The sequence below is a fragment of the Geodermatophilus sp. SYSU D00705 genome (assembly GCF_054050135.1).
Window position 1 is genome coordinate 1 of record NZ_JBJGYT010000048.1, and the last position, 20529, is coordinate 20529.

Annotated in this window: 15 protein-coding genes; 10 read left to right on the forward strand and 5 right to left on the reverse strand. The window is 75.3% G+C overall.

Going from position 1 to position 20529, the window contains the following annotated elements; all coding sequences use genetic code 11:
- Window positions 1-97 precede the first annotated feature (97 nt).
- Window positions 98-1111 (forward strand): ABC transporter substrate-binding protein, encoded by a 1014-nt coding sequence (locus ACI78Q_RS22145; protein WP_456925623.1) that lies wholly within the window; start codon window positions 98-100, stop codon window positions 1109-1111.
- A gap of 203 nt (window positions 1112-1314) precedes the next feature.
- Here the strand turns inward: ACI78Q_RS22145 and ACI78Q_RS22150 are convergent, their stop codons facing one another.
- The 4 genes from ACI78Q_RS22150 to ACI78Q_RS22165 are packed head-to-tail and all read right to left on the reverse strand — an operon-like array spanning window position 1315 to window position 5302.
- Entirely contained in the window at window positions 1315-2007 is a 693-nt protein-coding gene (locus ACI78Q_RS22150) for a haloacid dehalogenase type II (RefSeq protein WP_456925624.1), read from the reverse strand.
- A gap of 3 nt (window positions 2008-2010) precedes the next feature.
- Window positions 2011-3636 carry a phospho-sugar mutase gene (locus ACI78Q_RS22155; RefSeq protein ID WP_456925625.1) on the reverse strand — a complete coding sequence of 542 codons (1626 nt, stop codon included), beginning with the start codon at window positions 3634-3636 and terminating at the stop codon, window positions 2011-2013.
- Entirely contained in the window at window positions 3633-4496 is an 864-nt protein-coding gene (locus ACI78Q_RS22160) for an NAD-dependent epimerase/dehydratase family protein (RefSeq protein WP_456925626.1), read from the reverse strand. Before ACI78Q_RS22160 ends, ACI78Q_RS22155 begins: the two co-directional genes overlap by 4 nt.
- Window positions 4493-5302, reverse strand: coding sequence for a purine-nucleoside phosphorylase (locus ACI78Q_RS22165; protein ID WP_456925627.1), 810 nt, complete (start codon window positions 5300-5302; stop codon window positions 4493-4495). The genes ACI78Q_RS22160 and ACI78Q_RS22165 overlap by 4 nt, the downstream gene beginning before the upstream one ends.
- A gap of 82 nt (window positions 5303-5384) precedes the next feature.
- Between ACI78Q_RS22165 and ACI78Q_RS22170 the strand changes: the two genes are divergently transcribed.
- From ACI78Q_RS22170 to ACI78Q_RS22195, 6 genes are all read left to right on the forward strand, one after another.
- Complete coding sequence (locus ACI78Q_RS22170) at window positions 5385-6611, forward strand: glutamate--cysteine ligase (protein WP_456925628.1); 1227 nt, start codon at window positions 5385-5387, stop codon at window positions 6609-6611.
- On the forward strand, window positions 6608-7858 hold the full coding sequence (locus ACI78Q_RS22175) for an amidohydrolase (RefSeq protein ID WP_456925629.1): 1251 nt from the start codon (window positions 6608-6610) through the stop codon (window positions 7856-7858). Before ACI78Q_RS22170 ends, ACI78Q_RS22175 begins: the two co-directional genes overlap by 4 nt.
- Window positions 7859-7891: 33 nt before the next feature.
- The gene (locus tag ACI78Q_RS22180; protein ID WP_456925630.1) at window positions 7892-9784 is read left to right on the forward strand and encodes a methylmalonyl-CoA mutase subunit beta; all 1893 of its coding nucleotides are present in this window, start codon (window positions 7892-7894) and stop codon (window positions 9782-9784) included.
- Complete coding sequence (gene scpA / locus ACI78Q_RS22185; protein ID WP_456925631.1) at window positions 9781-11985, forward strand: methylmalonyl-CoA mutase; 2205 nt, start codon at window positions 9781-9783, stop codon at window positions 11983-11985. The genes ACI78Q_RS22180 and scpA overlap by 4 nt, the downstream gene beginning before the upstream one ends.
- Window positions 11985-12983, forward strand: a complete 999-nt coding sequence (meaB, locus tag ACI78Q_RS22190; protein WP_456925632.1) for a methylmalonyl Co-A mutase-associated GTPase MeaB — start codon at window positions 11985-11987, stop codon at window positions 12981-12983. The genes scpA and meaB overlap by 1 nt, the downstream gene beginning before the upstream one ends.
- Window positions 12984-13287: 304 nt before the next feature.
- Window positions 13288-14055: an endonuclease domain-containing protein gene (locus ACI78Q_RS22195; RefSeq protein WP_456925633.1), complete on the forward strand. Its 768-nt coding sequence runs from the start codon at window positions 13288-13290 to the stop codon at window positions 14053-14055.
- 99 nt (window positions 14056-14154) lie between these two features.
- Here the strand turns inward: ACI78Q_RS22195 and ACI78Q_RS22200 are convergent, their stop codons facing one another.
- Window positions 14155-14628: a gamma-glutamylcyclotransferase family protein gene (locus tag ACI78Q_RS22200; RefSeq protein ID WP_456925634.1), complete on the reverse strand. Its 474-nt coding sequence runs from the start codon at window positions 14626-14628 to the stop codon at window positions 14155-14157.
- A gap of 119 nt (window positions 14629-14747) precedes the next feature.
- Here ACI78Q_RS22200 and ACI78Q_RS22205 point away from each other — a divergent pair, with 119 nt between their 5' ends.
- The 3 genes from ACI78Q_RS22205 (at window position 14748) to ACI78Q_RS22215 (ending at window position 20489) form a co-directional block, all read left to right on the forward strand.
- Complete coding sequence (locus ACI78Q_RS22205) at window positions 14748-16151, forward strand: NAD(P)H-quinone dehydrogenase (RefSeq protein WP_456925635.1); 1404 nt, start codon at window positions 14748-14750, stop codon at window positions 16149-16151.
- A 156-nt stretch (window positions 16152-16307) separates the two neighbouring features.
- Window positions 16308-18056: a reprolysin-like metallopeptidase gene (locus tag ACI78Q_RS22210; RefSeq protein ID WP_456925636.1), complete on the forward strand. Its 1749-nt coding sequence runs from the start codon at window positions 16308-16310 to the stop codon at window positions 18054-18056.
- A gap of 78 nt (window positions 18057-18134) precedes the next feature.
- The gene (locus ACI78Q_RS22215) at window positions 18135-20489 is read left to right on the forward strand and encodes a zinc-dependent metalloprotease family protein (RefSeq protein WP_456925637.1); all 2355 of its coding nucleotides are present in this window, start codon (window positions 18135-18137) and stop codon (window positions 20487-20489) included.
- The last annotated feature ends 40 nt before the right edge of the window (window positions 20490-20529 follow it).

The window sequence follows — 20529 nt, forward strand, 5'->3', positions numbered from 1 at the left end:
GCTCTGCCGGCGCTGCAGCGCCGGCAGAGCGCGAGGAACACCGGCAGAGCCAGTGGCGAGGCGACGGGAGACTTGTGATGCGTGCCACGATGCGCGGGTGACCCGCCTCGGTGCCCGGCCGACGACCCGATCGAGCCGACGGGCGGCTGCTGCCGCCGTCCTCGCGCTGCCCGTGCTGCTGCTCGGCTGTTCCGGCGATCCGGAGGAGCCGCAGCAGGAGAGCGGCGGCGGGGGCCAGGGCACCGAGACGATCGCCCTGGGGATCATCCCGATCATCGACGTCGCCCCGGTCTACCTCGGCCAGGAGCAGGGCTTCTTCGAGGAGCAGGGGATCGAGCTCGACCTCAGCGCGGGTCAGGGCGGCGCGGCGATCGTCCCCGGCGTCGCCAGCGGCAGCATCGACATCGGCTTCGGCAACAACCTGTCGCTGGTCGTCGCCGCGTCGAACGGGCTGCCCCTGCAGGTGATCGCCAGCGCCGTCGACAGCACCGGGGACCCGGAGCGCGACCCGTTCACGATCGTCACCGCGGACCCGGCGATCACGCGCCCGGCCGACCTCGCCGGCAGGACGGTCGCCACGAACACCATCAACGCCATCGGCGACACGGTGGTCAAGGCGTCGGTCCGGGCGGACGGCGGCGACCCGGACGCGGTCACCTTCGTCGAGCTGCCCTTCCCCAACATGGCCGCGGCCCTGACGGCCGGCGACGTCGACGCCGCCTGGCTGGTGGAGCCGTTCGTGACGCTCGCCGAGGGGCAGGGCATCCGCGTGCTCACCACGCCGCTGAACGACTTCACCGACGTCCAGGTGGAGGTGTCCACCTACTTCACGAGCACGGCCTACGCCACCGAGAACGCGGACCTCGTCGAGCGGTTCACCACGGCGATGGAGCAGTCGCTCACCTACGCGCAGGAGAACCCCGACGCGGTGCGCGCGATCCTGCCGACCTATCTCGACATCCCCGCGGAGGTCGCGGCCACGGTGCGCCTGCCCGAGTGGAACACCGAGGTGAGCCAGGAGACCTTCGAGATGTACACCGAGCTGCCCGAGGCCCAGGGGCTGCTCGCCGGGGAGGTGGACCTGGATACCCTGCTGGCGCCGGTCGACTGAACCGGCCTGCTGCCCGGCCCGGCCCGCGACCGGGGAGGTGCACGCCCGGTTCGCTCGGCGGCGTCCTCGGATGAGCCAGCCGTCGGCGGCGTCCAGCGACGGCCACCGCAGCACCTCGCGGCAGAAGCGGCGCGTCGCGTCGGAGTCGACGATCGTGTGGACCCGGTGATCACGCCCGCACCACAGGGCCCGTCGGACCCAGCTCAGGCGCCCAGCCGGTCGGCCAGCTCCTCGAACGAGCGCACCGACAGGTCGGCGTCCGGGTCGGTCTCCGGCGGCACCTGCCGGCCGCCGAACTCGTCGGGCCGGTGCACGTACGCCGTGCGCAGGCCCCGCGCGCGGGCGGCGGTCAGGTCCTCGACGTGGGCGGCGACCATCAGCACCGCCGACGGCGGGAGCGCCAGCAACCGCGGCGCGGCGTCGTACACCTCCGGGTCGGGCTTGTAGCGCTGCACGATCTCCGCGCCCAGCACGCAGTCCCAGGGCAGCCCGGCCCGCCTGGCCATGTCCACGACGAGCGCCACGTTGCCGTTGGACAGCGGCGCCAGCACGTGCCCTGCCGCCAGCCGGGTGAGCCCCGGGACGACGTCCGGCCACGGGTCCAGCCGGTGCCAGGCGAGCACCAGCTCCTCGCGCACGTCGGACGGGACGTCGGCCAGCCCCGCATCCTCGAGGACGGCGGAAAGCGAGGCGCGGTGCAGGGCGTCCAGGGGCGTCCAGGGCAGCTCGCCGGAGCGCACCCGCTCCATCGACGGGACGTACCGGGCCCGCCAGTCGTCGGCCAGGGCCGGCGCGTCGACCGACGGCCCCAGCAGCCGCTGCACCTCACGCGCGACCCCGCCGCGCCAGTCGACCACCGTGCCGAACACGTCGAACACCAGCGCCCGCACGTCCACCCGCTACACCCCCAGGGCGGCGGCCATCTCGGCGCGCAGCTCGTCGAGCTCGTCGGCGCCCCGGCCGCGCGCGGCGATCAGCCCCGCGTCGTCGTGCACCGGCACCACCGTCTCGAGGTACGCCTTGAGCTTCGGCTCGGTGCCGCTGGGCCGCACGATCACCCGCACGCCGTCGCCGAGCAGCCGGACGGCGTCCACCGGCGGCTCCTCGTGCGCCAGGTCGGCGAAGGCCACCTCCCGGCCCAGCAGGCGGGCCGGTGGGGCGGCGCGCAGCCGGGCCATCATGGCGACGATCCGGGAGAGGTCCTCCACCCGCACCGAGAGCTGCCCGGTGACGAACAACCCGTGCTCGCCGGCCAGCTCGTCGAGCCGGTCCAGCAGCGTGCGCCTGGAGGCCTTCAGTTCGGCGCCGAGCAGGGCGACGGCGAGCGCGGCGGAGATGCCGTCCTTGTCCTTGACCACCTGCGGCGCGACGGCGTACCCCAGCGCCTCCTCGTAGCCGAAGACGAGCGGGACGTCGTCGGTGCCGGCGCGGACGATCCACTTGAAGCCGGTCGGCGTCTCGGCGAACCGCACCCCGTGGGCCGAGGCGAGGGCGGACAGCAGCGAGCCGCTCACCAGCGACGCCGCGTAGGTGCCCCGCACCCCGCGGCGCAGCAGCCAGTCGGCGAGCAGCGCGCCCACCTCGTCGCCGGTCAGCTGCCGCCCGCCGCAGACCACCGAGCAGCGGTCGGCGTCGGGGTCCTCGGCGATGGCGAGGTCGGCGTCGACGCGGGAGGCCAGGGCCTGCAGCAGGTCGACCGCGCCCGGCTCCTCCGGGTTCGGGAAGGTGACGGTCGGGAAGGCCGGGTCGGGGGAGTCCTGCGCGTCGACGCTCACCGGCGGCGCGAACCCGGCGGCGGCGAACACCGCGCGCGTGGTCTCGGCACCGACCCCGTGCATCGCGGTGTAGGCGACGGTCAGCGCGGCGCGGTCGGCGGCCGGCACGCGGCCGGGCTCCAGCGCGGCCACGACGGCGGCGACGTAGTCGGCCTGGACGTCGTCGCCGAGGGTGACCCAGTCGTCCGAGCGCGGCACCTCGCGCGCCGGCCCGACGGCGGAGATGGCGGCCTCGATCAGCCGGTCGGCCGGGGGCACCAGCTGGGCGCCGTCGTCCAGGTAGACCTTGTAGCCGTTGTCGTCGGGCGGGTTGTGGCTGGCGGTCACCATCACGCCGGCCGCGCAGCCCAGGTGCCGGACGGCGAAGGCGAGCACGGGCGTGGGCAGCGGCCGCGGCAGCACCGAGACGGCGAACCCCGCACCCGCGAGGACCGCCGCCGACACGGAGGCGAACTCGTCGGAGCGGCGGCGGGCGTCGAACCCGATCACCACCCCGGCCCCGGCGTGCCCGGAGTCGGCCAGGTACCGCGCCAGCCCGGCGGCGGCCCGCGTGACCACCGCGGCGTTCATGCCGGCCGGCCCGGCGCGCAGCGGTCCGCGCAGCCCCGCGGTGCCGAAGGTCAGCGGCCCGGCGAACCGGCGCTCCAGCTCGGCGGTGTCCCCGGCGTCGACCAGCGCCTCGATCTCGGCGCGGTCCCCGGGGTGGGGGTCGGCGGCGGCCCAGTCGCGGGCCGTGGCGAGCAGGCTCACCGCTCCACCCCACTGCCCGGGGCGATGTCCCCGCGGGGCAGCGGCGGCTCGAAGTGCTCGGCGTCGAACGCGGCCGTCGTGTACTCGCCGCCCACCCGGGCGTGCACGGGGTCGGACAGGTCGGGCTCGCCGTGCACCTCGATCAGCGCGGAGGCGAAGACCTCGGCGTCGTCGGCCGGCTCGTAGCCCAGCGCGCGGGCGGCGGTGAGGTCCCACCAGTTGCGGGTGTTGGCCGACACGCCCCACACGACGGCGAACCCGGGGGAGGGCGCCCGCAGCGCGGCGTCGACCAGGCCGACCTGGTCGCCGGGGGACAGCCACGTGGCCAGCTGCCGCACCGTCGTCGGCTCGGGGAACGCGCTGCCGATGCGCAGGCAGACGACGTCCATCCCGTACCGGTCCGCGTACAGCGAGCCCAGCGCCTCCATCGCGACCTTGGAGACGCCGTAGTAGGTGTCCGGCCGCGGCGGCGCGTCGACCTCGCGCAGCAGGCCGCCGTCCGGGCGCGGGGTGTAGCCCGTGGCGTGGTTGCTGCTGGCCAGGACGACGCGGGAGACCCCGGCCCGCCGCGCGGCCTCGAGCGCGCAGTACGTGCCCTCGATGTTGGCGTGCGAGATCGCCGGCCAGGTGGACTCCCCGGAGATCCCGGCCAGGTGCACGACCGCGGCGACGCCCTCGACGGCGTCCTCCATCGCGGCGAGGTCGGTGACGTCGGCGACGACCTGCTCCTCGCCGGGCCGGGCGTCGGGCAGCGGGACGACGTCCAGCGAGCGGACCACCCAGCCGCGCTCGGGCAGCCCGCCGCGCAGCACCGTCCCGATCCGCCCGGCCGCACCGGTCACGAGCACGGGGCCGCTCATGCCAGCCGCCCCACGAACTCGACCAGGAACTCGCCGAGCCGCCCGGCGGCCGCCTTGCCCGCCGCGAGCACCTCCTCGTGGTCCAGCTTCTCGCCGGTGATGCCGGCCGCGGCGTTGGTGACCATCGACAGGCCCACCACCTCCAGGCCGGCGGCGCGGGCGGCGATCGCCTCCAGGGCCGTGGACATGCCCACCAGGTCGGCGCCGAGGGTGCGCAGCATGCGGATCTCGGCGGGCGTCTCGTAGTGCGGGCCGGGCAGCGCCGCGTACACGCCCTCGGCCAGCGACGGGTCGAGCTCCCGTGCGAGGGACCGCAGGCGGGCGGAGTAGAGGTCGGTGAGGTCGACGAACGTGGCGCCCACCAGCGGGGAGCGGGCGGTCAGGTTGAGGTGGTCGCTGATCAGCACGGCCTGGCCGACGCGGTGCTCCGGCGCCAGCCCGCCGGCGGCGTTGGTGAGGACGACGGTCCGCACGCCCGCCGCGGCCGCCGTCCGGACGCCGTGCACGACCGGCTCGACGCCGCGGCCCTCGTAGAGGTGGGTGCGGCCGAGGAACAGCAGCACCCGCCGCTCGCCGACCCGCACCGAGCGGACCTCCCCGCCGTGCCCGACCGCCGTCGGCGCGGCGAAGCCGGGCAGGTCGCCGATGGCGACGCTGCCCTCGGCGGCCCCGAACGCGTCGGCAGCCGGGGCCCAGCCGGACCCCATGACGATGGCGACGTCGTGACCGCCGCCGAGGGCGGTGGTGAGGTCGTCGGCCGCGCGGGCGGCGAGGGCTGACGGGTCGTCGGGCGCAGGAGAACTCACGCGGCGACGCTAGCCCAGCGCGCGCACCGGTCGCGGTCTCACCGACCAGCCGAACAGCGTGATCATCCCTAGACTGCGCACCGTGCAGATCCCCTTCCACTCCTCCGAGCGCGCCAGCCTGGGCGTCGAGTGGGAGCTGCAGCTGGTCGACCTGGAGACGCGGGAGCTGACCGCCGGGGCGGTGGAGATCCTCGAGGAGATCCGGCCCGAGGGCGCCGAGGAGCACCCCAAGGCCAAGCACGAGCTGCTGCAGTCGACGATCGAGATCATCACCGGCATCTGCACCACCGTCGGTGAGGCCAAGGCCGACCTGGCCGGCACCCTCGCCCAGGTGCAGGCCGCCGCCGCGCACCGCGGCCTCGGCCTGATGTGCGCCGGCACCCACCCGATCACCGACTGGCAGACCCAGCAGATCTCGCCCAAGGAGCGCTACCTCCAGCTGGTCGAGAAGATGCAGTGGCTGGCCCGGCGGCTGCAGATCTTCGGGGTGCACGTCCACGTCGGTGTCCGGGCGCCGGAGAAGGCGATCCCGATCGTCAACGCGCTCACCCAGTACGTGCCGCACTTCCTCGCGCTGTCGGCGTCCTCCCCGTACTGGGTCGGCGCCGACACCGGCCTGGCCAGTGCCCGCTCCAAGGTCTTCGAGGGGATGCCGACCGCCGGGCTGCCCTACCAGCTGTCGGGGTGGGACCGCTTCGAGGAGTACATGGAGACGCTGATCTCCACCCACGCCATCGAGAGCGTGCGCGAGGTGTGGTGGGACATCCGCCCGCACCCGGACTTCGGCACCGTCGAGCTGCGCATCTGCGACGGCCTGCCGACCCTCGACGAGATCGGCGCGGTCGCCGCCCTCTCGCAGTGCCTGGTCGAGCAGTTCGACCGCGAGCTCGACCGCGGCTACACGCTGCCGGTGCCGGCGAGCTGGGTGCTGCGGGAGAACAAGTGGCGCGCGGCGCGGTACGGCCTGGACGCCGACATCGTCGTCGACGAGAAGGGCACCGTGCGCCCGGTTCGCCAGGCGATCGCCGACCTGGCCGAGGACCTCGCGCCCACCGCCCGCCGGCTCGGCTGCGAGGCCGAGCTGGCCGACGTCGAGCGCATCCTCGCCGTGGGCGCCTCCTACCAGCGGCAGCGCGCCGTCGCCGCCGCGCACGACGGCGATCTGTGCGCGGTGGTCGACAGCCTGCTCGCCGAGCTGCGCGACGGCCTGCCCGCAGGGCCCGCTTCCCCCGACGGCCGGGCGGCCGGCCTCGCGACGGGCCGTCCCGCTCCCGACCCGGCCGGGTCGGCCGGAGGACGCCCGGCGTGACGGAGTTCCCGGAGAAGCTGGGGACGGCGGTCGACGAGTGGACCGCCGACCGCCAGCAGCAGCTGGTCGCCGTCCGCCGGCACCTGCACGCCCACCCCGAGCTGGCCTTCGCCGAGTTCGAGACGACGTCGTTCATCGAGCAGCGGCTGCGCAACGCGGGCCTGGACGCCCGGCGGCTGCCCAGCGGCACCGGCCTGGTCGTCGAGGTGGGGGAGGGGCCGGGGCCGACCGTCGTCCTGCGGGCCGACATCGACGCCCTTCCGCTGGCCGACCTCAAGGACGTGCCGTACGCCTCCACCCGCGAGGGCATGTGTCACGCCTGTGGGCACGACGTGCACACCACCGTCGTCCTCGGGGCGGCCCTGGCGCTGACCTCGCTCGACGACCTCCCCGGCACGGTCCGCTGCGTCTTCCAGCCGGCCGAGGAGACGGTGCCCGGCGGGGCGACCGAGGTGGTCGCCGCCGGGGTGCTCGAGGGCGCCTCCCGGGCCTTCGCGCTGCACTGCGACCCGTCGCTCCCGGCCGGCACCGTCGGGCTGCGGACCGGCGCCATCACCGCCGCCTGCGACCGCATGGACGTCACCCTCACCGGTCCCGGCGGCCACACCGCGCGCCCCCAGCTGACCGTCGACCTCGTCGACGCCCTGGGCCGGCTGATCACCGACCTGCCGGCTCTGCTGTCCCGCCAGGTCGACCCGCGGGCGGGCATGTCGCTGGTCTGGGGGGCGGTCAACGCCGGGGTCGCGGCCAACGCCATCCCGCAGCGCGGGCACCTGCGGGGCACGGTGCGCGTGCTGGACCGTGACGAGTGGCAGAACGCCGAGACCCTGCTGCGCTCGCTGGTCGAGCGGGTGGCGGCCACCACCGGCGCCGAGGTGGACGTCGACTACATCCGTGGCGTGCCGCCGGTGGTCAACGACCCGCGGGCGGTCGCGCTGCTGCGCTCGGCGGCGCTGGAGACGGTCGGCAGCGACGGGCTGCGGCTGTCCCCGCAGAGCATGGGCGGGGAGGACTTCGGCTGGTTCGCCGACGTCATGCCCATCGCGCTGGCCCGGCTGGGCACCCACGGCGGCGGCGCCCCGCTGGACCTGCACCGCGGCACGTTCGACGTCGACGAGCGGGCCATCGGCGTCGGCGTGCGGCTGCTGGCCCGGACCGCCCTGCACGCGCTGACCGCCGACGCCGGGGCGCCGCCGTCCGGTCCCTCACCACACCGTGGCCGGGCACGTCCCGGCGAGCGGCGGTAGATACTCCGCAGATCGACTGAGGGGAGCCCGACGATGAGTTCCGCCGACCAGCAGCCGGCCCATCCCGGCGACGCCGAGGTGCCGGCCGAGCACGAGGTCCCCGAGGACCTCCGGCTCGCGGGGGAGTTCCCCGCGGCCACCCGGGAGCAGTGGCGCGAGCTGGTGGCCGGGGTGCTCCGCAAGGCCGGCCGCGAGCAGCTCCCCGACCCCGTCGAGGACGCGCTGCGCCGGACCGTCGCGACCGGCGTGACCGTCGGCCCCCTCTACACCGCCGAGGACGCCGGGGACCTGCCCGCGGCGGCTGGCGTCCCCGGTCTCCCGCCGTTCGTCCGCGGTGCCCGCGCGGGCGCCGCGGGCAGCGACGTGCCCGGCGGCTGGGACGTCCGCCAGCGGCACGCCCACCCCGACGTGGCGGTCACCAAGGAGGCGATCGCGGCCGACCTCGAGAACGGCGTCACCTCGCTGTGGCTGGTGCTGGGGGAGGGCGCGATCCCCGTCGGCTCGCTGGGCGAGGTGCTCGCCGACGTCCTGCTGGACCTGGCACCGGTGACCGTGCAGGGCGGCGTGCCCGCCGCCGAGGCCTTCCTCGCCCTCGTCGAGGGCCGCACCGACCTCGCCCCCGGGAGCTCGCTCGGCCTGGACCCGCTCGGCCTGCAGGCCGCCTCGGGGCAGGAGCAGGACCTCTCCGGGCTGGCCGCGCTGGCCCGGAGGGCCGCCCGGCACCGTGGACTGCGCAGCGTCGTCGTCGACGCCACCGTCTACGCCGACGCCGGGGCCTCCGCGGTCGAGGAGCTCGGCTGCGCGCTGGCCGCCGGCGTGGCCTACCTGCGGGCGCTCACCGAGGGCGGGCTGAGCGTCGATGAGGCGTTCGGGCAGCTGGAGTTCCGGTTCGCCGCCAGCGCCGACCAGTTCACGACCATCGCCGGCCTGCGCGCGGCCCGGCGGCTGTGGGACCGCGTCGGCGACGTCAGCGGCGCCTCCGCCGACGTCCGCGGGCAGCGCCAGCACGCCGTCACCTCCTCGGTGATGACCACCCGGCGCGACCCCTGGGTGAACATGCTGCGCACCACCGTCGCCTGCTTCGCCGCCGGCGTGGGCGGGGCCGACGTCGTGACGGTGCAGCCCTTCGACGCCGCGCTCGGCCTGCCCGACGCCTTCTCCCGCCGGATCGCGCGCAACACCCAGAGCCTGCTGGTCGAGGAGGGGCACCTGGCCCGCGTCCTCGACCCCGCCGGCGGCTCCTGGTACGTGGAGTCGCTGACCGAGTCGCTGGCCCAGGCCGCGTGGCAGTGGTTCACCGAGATCGAGGCCGCCGGCGGGCTGGCCGCCGCCCTCGCCTCGGGCCTGGTCGCCGACCGGATCGGCACCGCCTGGGGCACCCGCTCGCTGCGGCTGGCCTCCCGCAAGGAGGCGATCACCGGCGTCAGCGAGTTCCCCAACCTGGCCGAGCGGTTGCCGGAGCGGCAGCCGGCCGCCGACGCGCTGCCCACCGGGGGGCTGCCGCGGGTGCGCGCGGCGCAGGAGTACGAGGCGCTGCGGGACCGCGCCGAGGCCGCGGGCGGGCAGGCGCGGGTCTACCTCGCCACGATCGGCCCGATCGCCCGGCACACCGCCCGGGCCACCTTCGCGGCCAACCTCTTCCAGGCCGGCGGCCTGGCGACCCCGGCCGGCGACGGGGCCGGCGGCCTCGCCGACGCCGGGACGACGGTGGCCTGCATCTGCGGCACCGACAAGGACTACGCGGAGTCCGCGGCCGCCTTGGCCGCCGACCTGCGCTCAGCCGGCGCCACGCAGGTCTGGCTCGCCGGGAAGCCGAGCAATCTGCCCGGTCCCGCCATCCCCGGCGTCGACGGGTACGTGTACGCCGGGTGCGACGCGCTCGACGTCCTGCAGCGAGTCCACGAGCAGCTGGGAGTTCCGGCATGAGCATCCCCGACTTCAGCGGCGTCGAGCTGGGCCGTCCGGCGGCCGGCGTCTCGGTCGACGACTGGGCCAAGCGGTTCGAGGAGACCACCGGCCGCAGCGTGGCGGAGGCGACCTGGGAGACCCCCGAGGGCATCGCCGTCCCCCCGCTGTACGGCCCGGCCGACCTCGAGGGCCTGGACTTCCTCGGGACCCTCCCCGGCCTGCCGCCGTACCTGCGCGGCCCCTACCCGACGATGTACACGACGCAGCCGTGGACGATCCGCCAGTACGCGGGCTTCTCCACCGCGGCGGAGTCCAACGCCTTCTACCGGCGCAACCTGGCCGCCGGCCAGAAGGGGCTGTCGATCGCCTTCGACCTGCCCACGCACCGCGGCTACGACTCCGACCACCCGCGCGTGGTGGGCGACGTCGGCATGGCCGGGGTGGCGGTCGACTCGATCCTGGACATGCGGCAGCTGTTCGACGGCATCCCGCTGGACCGGATGAGCGTCTCGATGACCATGAACGGCGCGGTGCTGCCGGTGCTGGCGCTCTACATCGTCGCGGCCGAGGAGCAGGGGGTGGCCCACGGTCAGCTGACCGGGACCATCCAGAACGACATCCTCAAGGAGTTCATGGTCCGCAACACCTACATCTACCCGCCCAAGCCCTCGATGCAGATCATCAGCGACATCTTCGCGTTCACCTCGCAGGAGATGCCGCGGTTCAACTCGATCTCCATCTCCGGCTACCACATCCAGGAGGCCGGGGCGACGGCCGACCTGGAGCTGGCCTACACGCTGGCCGACGGCGTGGAGTACCTGCAGGCGGGCAAGGCCGCCGGGCTGGACGTCGACGCGTTCGCCCCCCGGCTGAGCTTCTTCTGGGCGATCGGCATGAACTTCTTCATGGAGGTCGCGAAGCTGCGGGCCGGGCGGCTGCTGTGGGCGCGGCTGGTCAAGGAGGCGGGCGCGCAGAACGCAAAGTCGATGTCGCTGCGCACCCACTCGCAGACCTCGGGCTGGTCGCTGACCGCGCAGGACGTCTACAACAACGTCGTCCGCACCTGCCTGGAGGCCATGGCCGCCACCCAGGGGCACACCCAGTCGCTGCACACCAACGCCCTCGACGAGGCCCTGGCCCTGCCGACGGACTTCTCCGCGCGGATCGCCCGCAACACCCAGCTGCTGCTGCAGCAGGAGTCGGGCACCACGCGGGTCATCGACCCGTGGGGCGGTTCGGCCTACGTCGAGAAGCTCACCTACGACCTGGCCCGGCGGGCGTGGGCGCACATCCAGGAGGTCGCCGAGCACGGCGGCATGGCCCAGGCCATCGACGACGGCATCCCGAAGCTGCGCATCGAGGAGGCCGCCGCCCGCACCCAGGCCCGCATCGACTCCGGCCGGCAGCCGGTCATCGGCGTCAACAAGTACCGGGTGGACGCCGACGAGGCGATCGAGGTGCTGCGGGTGGACAACGCCGACGTCCTCGCCCAGCAGAAGGCCAAGCTGGAGGAGCTGCGCGCCTCCCGCGACGCCGCCGCGGTGACCGACGCCCTGCGCCGGCTCACCGACGCCGCCCGCGCCGCCGCCGAGGGACGGCGCGGGAAGGACCTGTCGTCGAACCTGCTCGCGCTCGCTGTCGACGCGGCGCGGGCCAAGGCCACCGTCGGGGAGATCTCCGACGCGCTGGAGGAGGTCTACGGGCGGCACGCCGGCCAGGTGCGCACCATCTCGGGTGTGTACCGCGACGAGGCGGGCCAGTCTGGTCCCGTGGAGGAGACCCGCCGCATGGCCGAGGCGTTCGAGGAGGCCGAGGGACGCCGTCCCCGCATCCTGGTCGCCAAGATGGGCCAGGACGGCCACGACCGCGGCCAGAAGGTGATCGCCACCGCCTTCGCCGACCTCGGCTTCGACGTCGACGTGGGCCCGCTGTTCCAGACGCCGGAGGAGGTCGCCCGCCAGGCGGTGGAGGCCGACGTGCACGTGGTCGGGGTGTCCTCGCTGGCCGCCGGGCACCTGACGCTGGTCCCCGCGCTGCGCGACGCGCTCGCGGAGCTCGGCGCCGAGGACGTGCTCATCGTGGTCGGCGGCGTCATCCCGCCCGACGACGTGCCGACCCTGCGCGAGATGGGGGCGGCGGCGGTCTTCCCGCCCGGCACGGTCATCGCCGACGCGGCGCAGGAGCTGCTGCGCACGCTGTCGACGCGTCTCGGGCATTGATGGCGGCTCGGCAGGTCGACGTCCTGGCGCTGGTCGAGGGCGTCCTCGCGGGGGACCGCCGGGCCGTGGCGCGGGCGATCACGCTGGTCGAGTCGCACCGCGCCGACCACCGCGAGCGCGCGCAGGAGCTGCTCGTCGAGCTCCTGCCGCACGCGGGGGCGGCCCGGCGGGTCGGCATCAGCGGCGTGCCCGGTGTCGGCAAGTCGACCTTCATCGACCAGCTCGGGGTGACGCTGACCGCGGCCGGGTCGAGGGTCGCGGTGCTCGCCGTCGACCCGTCGTCCGCACGGTCGGGCGGGTCGATCCTCGGCGACAAGACGCGGATGGCGCGGCTGGCGGTGGACCCGGCCGCGTTCATCCGGCCCTCGCCGACCTCGGGCACGCTCGGCGGGGTCGCGCAGGCCACGCGCGAGTCGATGGTGGTCGTCGAGGCGGCGGGCTACGACGTGGTGCTGGTCGAGACCGTCGGCGTCGGGCAGTCGGAGATCACCGTCGCGGAGATGGTCGACTCCTTCCTCTTCCTCACCCTCGCCCGCACCGGCGACCAGCTGCAGGGCATCAAGCGCGGCATCCTCGAGATCGCCGACGTCATCGCCGTCAACAAGGCCGACGGGCCCGGCGCCGCCGACGCCCGCAAGGCCGCCCGGGAGCTGGCCGGAGCGATCCGCATGCTGCGCGGCCACGGGGAGGACTGGGACGTCCCGGTGCTCACCTGCGCCGGGCTCACCGGCGAGGGGCTCGACGAGGTGTGGGCCAAGCTGGTCGAGCACCAGGAGCGGCGCAGGGCGTCCGGCGCCTTCGACCAGCAGCGGCGCACCCAGCAGGTGCGCTGGACCCGGCAGCTGGTCCGTGACGGGCTCGAGCACCGGCTGCGCGCGCACCCCGGCGTCCGGTCGGCCGCGCCGGAGCTGGAGGAGGCGGTGCTGGCCGGCGAGCTCACCCCCGCCCTGGCCGCCCGGCAGCTGCTGGAGACCTTCCTCGCCGCCCCGGAGGGCTGACCCGGGAGGCCCGTCCCGGCGCTCCCGTCCCACGTGCCCCGGGCGGCTCGCTCGGGGTGTCCCTTCCCGGACCTCATGATCGCGAGGTGGGTCCACACCCCCGCGACCGTCCACAGATGCGTCGGAGCGGGGCCGAGGGCATCGGCGTCGCTGGATGCTGCCCGCCGTGGACTTCGCGCTCTACCGGCTCATCGCCTCCCAGCACGGCGTCTTCTCCACATCGTAGGCCCTGGACCACTGCACTGACGCCGAGATCCGTGCCCTCGTCCGCGCTGGCCGATGGCGGCGGAGCCCGTGGCGCGGGATGCTCCTCGACGGCGCGCTGCCGGACTCACCGGTGCTGCGGCTGCGCGCCGCGGCACTGGCGGTCGGTGGCGACCTCGTGGCCTGCCACTCGACTGCGGCGTCACTGTGGGGCTTCGACGTCGTGGAGGACCGGACACTGCACTTCCTCGGCCCGCCCCAGCTGGTCAATCGGAGGCTGCGGGACGTGCAGGTGCACCCGTCCTCGCTCGGTACGGACGACGCCGTGCTCGTGGACGGCGTGTGGTGCACCCCGCCGGCGCGGACCGCCTGCGACGTCGTCCGCACCACCGCACCGATCCACGGACTGGCGACGCTGGACGCCGCCCTCAGGTCGGGGACGTGCACCCGCGACCAACTCGCGGCGGCGGCTGCGGACCAGGCCGGTCTGCGCCAGGTCATCCGGTTGCGCGAGCTGATCCCCGTCGCCGACGCCGCGGCCGAGTCGCCGATGGAGTCGCGTACCCGGTGGCGCTTCCTCCGGGCCGGTCTGCCTGTGCCGCGCGTGCAGATCCGCCTGGTCGACGAGGGACGGACCCACTTCCTGGACATGGGCTGGGAGGAGCGGTGCGTCGGGGTGGAGTTCGACGGGCTCGAGGCGCACATGACCCGTGAGCAGCTCGCGGCGGACCGAGATCGGCACAACTGGGTGACCGAGCACGGATGGACGTTGCTGCACTTCACTGCGACCGACGTGTACCGCCGGCACCTGGCCATGGTGGCGCGGACGGCGCGCGCACTCGGCGTCCCTTCCCGGCAGCGATCATGAAGTTCGGGATGGGACGCGCCGACGGCTGGTGGCGTGTCGGATCCCGAACTTCATGATCGCGAAGAGGAGCCGGGGAAGGGACAGGAGAAGGCCCGGGCGCTAGATGCCCGTGGAGCGGCACTCCCGCGACCGGAGCTCGGCCAGGTAGTCGTCCGGGGCGCCGGCGGCCTCGGCGGCGTCGGCCAGCGCGCCGAGGTACCGGGCCGACGGCAGGCCGCCCTCGAAGGCGTCGAGGACGTAGACGTAGGCGACCTGGTCGCCGGTCAGCGTGGCCACCCGCAGGTGCAGCTTGCGGTAGAGCCCGAGGTCGGAGCCCTCCCACGCGTCCAGCGCCCGCTCGTCGCCGTCGGTCAGGTCGTAGAGGGCGACGAAGACGCCGGGGGAGAGGGACTCCCCGGGCGTGGTGTCGTCGGGGACGAGGGTGGCCAGCGCCCCCTCCCAGCCGAGGTCCTCCCCGCCGAAGGTCAGTCGCCAGCCCCGGATCCAGCCGGTGCCGGTGTGCGGGGACGAGGGACAGCGGCGCAGCATCTGCGCGGGGTCCATGTTCGACCCGTAGGCGGCGTAGAGGCCCATCGACCGCGAGCCTACGGGCGGTGTGGCGAGCCGGACCCCGGGGGATGGACGACGGTGACGTCCGCGGCGGGGAGAATGGGCCCCCTGCACGTGTCCGCACCGCACCGACAAGGACCCTCATGACCCGCATCGTGATCATCGGCGGCGGTCCCGCCGGCTACGAGGCCGCGCTCGTCGCCGCATCCCTCGGTGCGGAGGTCACCGTCATCGAGCGGGACGGCGTCGGCGGGGCCAGCGTGCTCACCGACTGCGTGCCCTCGAAGACGTTCATCGCCTCCGCCGGCGCGATGACCAACGTCCGCGACTCCCTCGCCCTCGGCGTGCAGGGCGCCGAGCTGGGCGCCGTCGGCATCCACCTCGCCGCGGTGAACCAGCGGGTCAAGGGGCTGGCCGTCGCCCAGTCGGCCGACATCAAGGCGCGCCTGGAGGCCGAGGGCGTGCGCGTGGTCACCGGCCAGGCACGCATGGCCGACGAGGTCCGCGGCCTGGCCGAGCACCGGGTCGAGCTGGTGGACGGCGAGGGCGGCGTCCTGGAGACGCTGGAGGCCGACGTCGTCCTGATCGCCACCGGGGCCGACCCCCGCGTGCTGCCGGGCGCCGAGCCCGACCACGAGCGGATCCTCGACTGGCGCGACGTCTACGACCTGCAGGAGATGCCCGAGCACCTGGTCGTCGTCGGGTCCGGCGTCACCGGCGCCGAGTTCGCCTCCGGCTACCTGGAGGCCGGCGTCCCGGTCACGCTGGTCTCCTCCCGCGACCGGGTGCTGCCGGGGGAGGACTCCGACGCCGCCGAGGTGCTCGAGGAGGTCTTCCAGTCCCGCGGCGGCCGGCTGGAGCGCGGCCGGGCCGCGGGCGTGCGGCGCACCGAGAAGGGCGTCTCGGTCGAGCTGACCGACGGGCGCACCGTCGACGGCTCGCACGCGCTGATGACCGTCGGCACGGTGCCGAACACCGCCGGGCTGAACCTGGAGGAGTGCGGGGTGGAGCTCGCGCCCTCGGGGCACGTCGTCGTCGATCGCGTCTCGCGCACCAGCGTGCCCGGCATCTACGCCGCCGGAGACGTCACCGGGGTGTTCCAGCTGGCCTCGGTCGCGGCCATGCAGGGCCGGATCGCCATGTGGCACGCCCTCGGCGAGGCGGTCACGCCCATCCGGTTGAAGACGGTGGCGGCCAACGTCTTCACCCATCCCGAGATCGCGACCGTCGGGGTGCAGGAGAAGACGCTGCCCGAGGGCGCCGACATCGACGTCGTCCGGCTGCCGCTGGCGACCAACGCCCGCGCCAAGATGGCCGACCTGCGCGACGGCTTCGTCAAGCTCTTCGCCCGCCAGGCCACCGGCGTCGTCGTCGGCGGTGTCGTGGTGGCGCCCGGCGCCTCGGAGCTGATCCTGCCCATCGCCCTCGCCGTCACCAAGGGGCTGACGGTGACCGACCTCGCGCACACCTTCGCGATCTACCCCTCGCTGTCGGGGTCGATCACCGAGGCCGGCCGCCGGCTGATGGGCGCCGACGCCCTGGCCTGAACCGGCCCGCGCCGCCTGGGGCGGCTGGGGCTCCCGGGCCCTGCGGGGCGGGGCGCGCGCGGCGCACGAGGCGCCCGGGGCGGATGTGACGGGGCGTTCGACTGGATTCCCCGGATCCGGTGCCGACAGGGGCGCTGACCGCCGATGGGTGGGGGGATGCACCCCGCCCGGAAGACCCCCGCCACCCGCCACCGCCCGCTCCGGGCGCTGGCCGGCGTGGCGACCGCGGTCGCCGCCTCGCTCGTCCTGACGCCCGCGGTCGCGCGCGCCGACGAGCCGGCTGACCGGGCGCAGACCGTCGTCGGCGAGCTCGTGCAGACCTGGGCCGAGGCCGGCCCGGCCGGGCACGCGCACGCCGGTCACGACGCCGACCACGCCCCCCTCACCTGGGTCGAGGGCGCGGACGGCGCGGCCGTGCGGATCCCGACGGAGGCCGCCGCCGGCCTCCCCGTCGGCGCCACGGTCGAGGTCACCGTCGGCGACGAGCTGGCCGACGCCGCCGCGGAGCAGGGCGTCGAGCCCGCCCGGGACCTCCTGGACGCCGCGCTGCTGCGGGCCACCCCCGCGGCCGACGGCGCCCGCACCGGGACGCTCACCAACGAGGTCACCGTCGCGCGCGTCCTGCCGCCGGGCGGCCACGAGGACGGGACGTCGCTGGAGCAGCTCGTCGACACCGTCGACGGCGACGTGGCCGACTTCTGGTCCGAGCAGACCGACGGCGGCATCCGCCTCGGCGTCACGGCGACCGTCCCGGGCTGGGTGCAGGCGACCGTGGACTGCTCCTCGCCGACGGCGCTGTGGGGCCAGGTCGCCGACGCGATCGGCTTCCGGGACGGTCCGGGCCGGCACCTGCTGCTGTACGTGGCCGGCTCGGCCGGTGAGGACTGCGCCTACGCGATGGGCGAGGTCGGCGCGGGACCGGGTGCCGGCGGCCGGGTCTACGTCCGCGACGTCCTGCCCTCGGTGATCGCCCACGAGCTCGGCCACAACTTCGGCCTGGGCCACTCGTCGGGCTCCCAGTGCGACGGTGCGGTGGAGGGCGGCACCTGCCGCACCGCCGCCTACCGCGACTACTACGACGTCATGGGTGCCTCGTGGAGCCGGCTGGGCGCCCTCAACGCCCCGCAGGCGGCGGCCCTCGGTGTGCTGCCCGCCTCGGCCGAGGTGGCCCTGGCCGCGGACGGCGCCACCACCACGACCACCCTCGCCCCGCTGGCCGGCCGCGCCGGCACCCGCGCGCTCCGGATCGCCGACCCCGAGGGCGGCACCTACTGGCTGGAGCTGCGCGCCGCCGCCGGCCGCGACGCCTGGCTCGGCACCGCGGACAACCGCTTCCGGCTGCAGGCCGGCGTGCTGCTGCACCGCACCGGCGCGATGCCGGACACCTCCCTGCTGCTCGACGGCACCCCCACGGCCGCCGCGTCGTGGAACGCGGACCTGCAGGCCGCCCTGCCGGCCGGCGTCCCGGTGTCGCTCTCCGACGGCGACGTCACCGTCACCGTGACCGACGTGACCGCCTCGGCCGCGACCGTCACCGTCACCACCACCGCCCGCAGCGTCCCGGCGACGCCGGCGCCCGCGGGAGCCGGTGCCCCGTCGGTGCTCGCCGGGTCGGGCACCCCTGCTCCCCGGACGTCCGTCCCCGCCACGCCGGTGACGCCGGTGACGCCGGTCCCCGCGGCGACCCCCCAGGCGGCCGGGGACGCCGTCCCCGAGACCCTGCCCGAGGTGCCGCACTCCGAGCCGGCCGACGAGGGGCCGCTGCGCGCGGCCGTGACCACGGCCGCGCAGACCTCGGACGGCTCGTCCTGGATGGTCCCGGCCCTGCCCGTGGCCGGACTGGTCCTCGCCGCGCTGGGGGGCTGGGCCGCCGCCCGCCGGTGCACCGGCCGCGCCCGCCCCTGACCGACCGTCGGCGTCCGGTCCAGAAAGCCGGCCCGGGCGCCGATGACATCCAGCAGTCCCGCCGACCTGGAGTCCTCCGTGCCTGCTGCCCGCCACCCGCTGCGGTTGCTCGTCGCCGCCGTCGCGTGCGCCGCCACCCTCCCGTTGCTCGGGGCCCCGCCGGCCGCCGCGGAGGGAGCGCGGTCCGGCACCCCGCTGGTCGGTGAGCTCGTGCAGGGCTTCGCCGACCCGGGGCCGGACGCGCACACCGCAGGCGCGTCGGACGAGGGGACCCTGCTCAGCTGGGTCCGGACGGCGCCCGGCGAGGCGGTACGGGTGCCGACCGAGGACGTCGAGGACGTGCCGGCCGGCGCCACCATCGAGGTGACCCTCGGGGGGCTCGTCCGGGACGAGGCGAGCGCGGAGGGGCTGGCCCCGGCCCGCGACGTGCTGGCCGCGCAGGTGGTCGCCGCCTCCGAGCCGGCCACGGCGCCGGCCACCGGACCGGTCAACCACGAGGTCACCGTGGTCATGCTGCAGCCGGCCAACTCGGCGCAGGACAGCACGACCCTCGCCCAGGTCGTCGACCTGGTGAACGGTCCGGTCGCGGACTTCTGGCGGCGGGAGAGCGACGGCGCGGTGCGGTTCGGGGTCGTCGCCGGGCACGACTGGACGGGGCAGCCGTCGACGGTGGACTGCAGCAGGCCGTTCGACCTCTGGAAGGAGGCCGCCGCACGGGCGCGGTGGACGTCGGGGCCCGGACGGCACCTGCTCGTCTACGTGCCGTGGGGCACGCGGGGCTGCGCCTACGGCCTCGGCACCGTCGGGCCGGCGATCGACTCCGGTGGCATGTCCTACGTGCAGGCGGCCATCACCTCGGTGGTCGCGCACGAGTTCGGTCACAACCTCGGCCTGTCGCACGCCGCGGGGCTGCAGTGCGACCGATCCGTGGAGGAGTCCGGCACGTCGGCCTGTCAGGTGGACGACTACGGCGACCGCTACGACGTCATGGGCGTCTCCTGGCAGCAGGTCGGCTCGCTGGGTGCCCCGCACGCCGCTCTGCTGGGCCTGCTGCCGCCCGGGTCGGCTCCGTCGGTGAACGCCGGCGCTCCCGCGGCGGAGTACACCCTGGCCCCGCTCGGCAGCCGGACCGGTACGCGCGCCGTGCAGCTCACCAGCGTCGACGGCACCCGGTACTGGCTGGAGTACCGGACGCCGACCGGGCAGGACTCCTGGTTGGGGACGCCGGACTCCTGGCCCGGCCTGGAGTCCGGCGTGCTCCTCCGGCGCGCCATCTCGACGGACAACCGCACCTCGCTGCTGCTCGACCCCACCCCCTCGGCGCAGACCGGCTGGGACGGCGACCTGGCCGTGACGATGGGGACGGGCGCGTCGACGTCCGTGGGGCGCGGTGCCTTCACCGTGACGGTGCTGGAGGCGACGACGTCCGGCGCCCGGGTGCGGATCGGCACCAACGGCGTCGCACACCCCATCGACGTCGCCTACCAACGTTCCGGGGGCGCGACCGGTCCGCTGGGTGCGCCGGTGGCCCCACGGAGCTGCGGGCTGCGGTCGGCCGGGTGTTTCCAGCACTTCCAGGGCGGGTCGATCTACTCCACCGACGTCACCGGGGCGCGCATCGTCAACGGGCCGATCCGGGACCGGTGGGCGGCGTGGGGCTGGGAGAACGGCTCCCTGGGCTACCCGGTCACCGACACGACGTGCGGCCTGCGGGAGGGCGGGTGCTTCCAGCACTTCCAGGGCGGCTCGTTGTACTCCAGCGCCGCGACGCCGGTCGCGTACGTGGCCGGTGGCATCCGGAGCCGCTGGGCCGCCTCCGGGTGGGAGAACGGGTCGCTGGGCTACCCGACGACCGACCAGCGCTGCGGGCTGCGGTCAGGTGGGTGCTTCCAGCACTTCCAGGGCGGGTCGATCTACTCCACCGACGTCACCGGGGCGCGCATCGTCAACGGGCCGATCCGGGACCGGTGGGCGGCGTGGGGCTGGGAGAACGGCTCCCTGGGCTACCCGGTCACCGACACGACGTGCGGCCTACGGGAGGGCGGGTGCTTCCAGCACTTCCAGGGCGGCTCGTTGTACTCCAGCGCCGCGACGCCGGTCGCGTACGTGGCCGGCGGCATCCGGAGCCGCTGGGCCGCCTCCGGGTGGGAGAACGGGTCGCTGGGCTACCCGGTCATGGACCAGCAGTGCGGGTTGCGCAACGGCGGTTGTTTCCAGCACTTCCAGGGCGGGTCGATCTACTCCACCGACGTCACCGGGGCGCGCATCGTCAGCGAGCCGATCCGGGACCGGTGGGCGGCGTGGGGCTGGGAGAACGGCTCCCTGGGCTATCCGGTCGAGGACGCGCGACCGGTGCCGGACGGCTCGTCCCAGCGGTTCCAGGGCGGAACGCTCGTGTACGTCGTCCGCACGGGGGAGGTTCGCCGGGGTTAGGAGTGGCCACCGGACGACGAGGGCCCGCCACCGCAGCCGC

What these genes read in the sequence shown, in the direction of transcription:
- ACI78Q_RS22160 (WP_456925626.1), bottom strand. Translation starts at nt 4,496, where the DNA reads ATGAGCGGCCCCGTGCTCGTGACCGGTGCGGCCGGGCGGATCGGGACG.
- ACI78Q_RS22180 (WP_456925630.1), top strand. Translation starts at nt 7,892, where the DNA reads ATGAGTTCCGCCGACCAGCAGCCGGCCCATCCCGGCGACGCCGAGGTG.
- scpA (WP_456925631.1), top strand. Translation starts at nt 9,781, where the DNA reads ATGAGCATCCCCGACTTCAGCGGCGTCGAGCTGGGCCGTCCGGCGGCC.
- meaB (WP_456925632.1), top strand. Translation starts at nt 11,985, where the DNA reads ATGGCGGCTCGGCAGGTCGACGTCCTGGCGCTGGTCGAGGGCGTCCTC.
- ACI78Q_RS22195 (WP_456925633.1), top strand. Translation starts at nt 13,288, where the DNA reads ATGCTCCTCGACGGCGCGCTGCCGGACTCACCGGTGCTGCGGCTGCGC.
- ACI78Q_RS22200 (WP_456925634.1), bottom strand. Translation starts at nt 14,628, where the DNA reads ATGGGCCTCTACGCCGCCTACGGGTCGAACATGGACCCCGCGCAGATG.
- ACI78Q_RS22205 (WP_456925635.1), top strand. Translation starts at nt 14,748, where the DNA reads ATGACCCGCATCGTGATCATCGGCGGCGGTCCCGCCGGCTACGAGGCC.
- ACI78Q_RS22210 (WP_456925636.1), top strand. Translation starts at nt 16,308, where the DNA reads ATGCACCCCGCCCGGAAGACCCCCGCCACCCGCCACCGCCCGCTCCGG.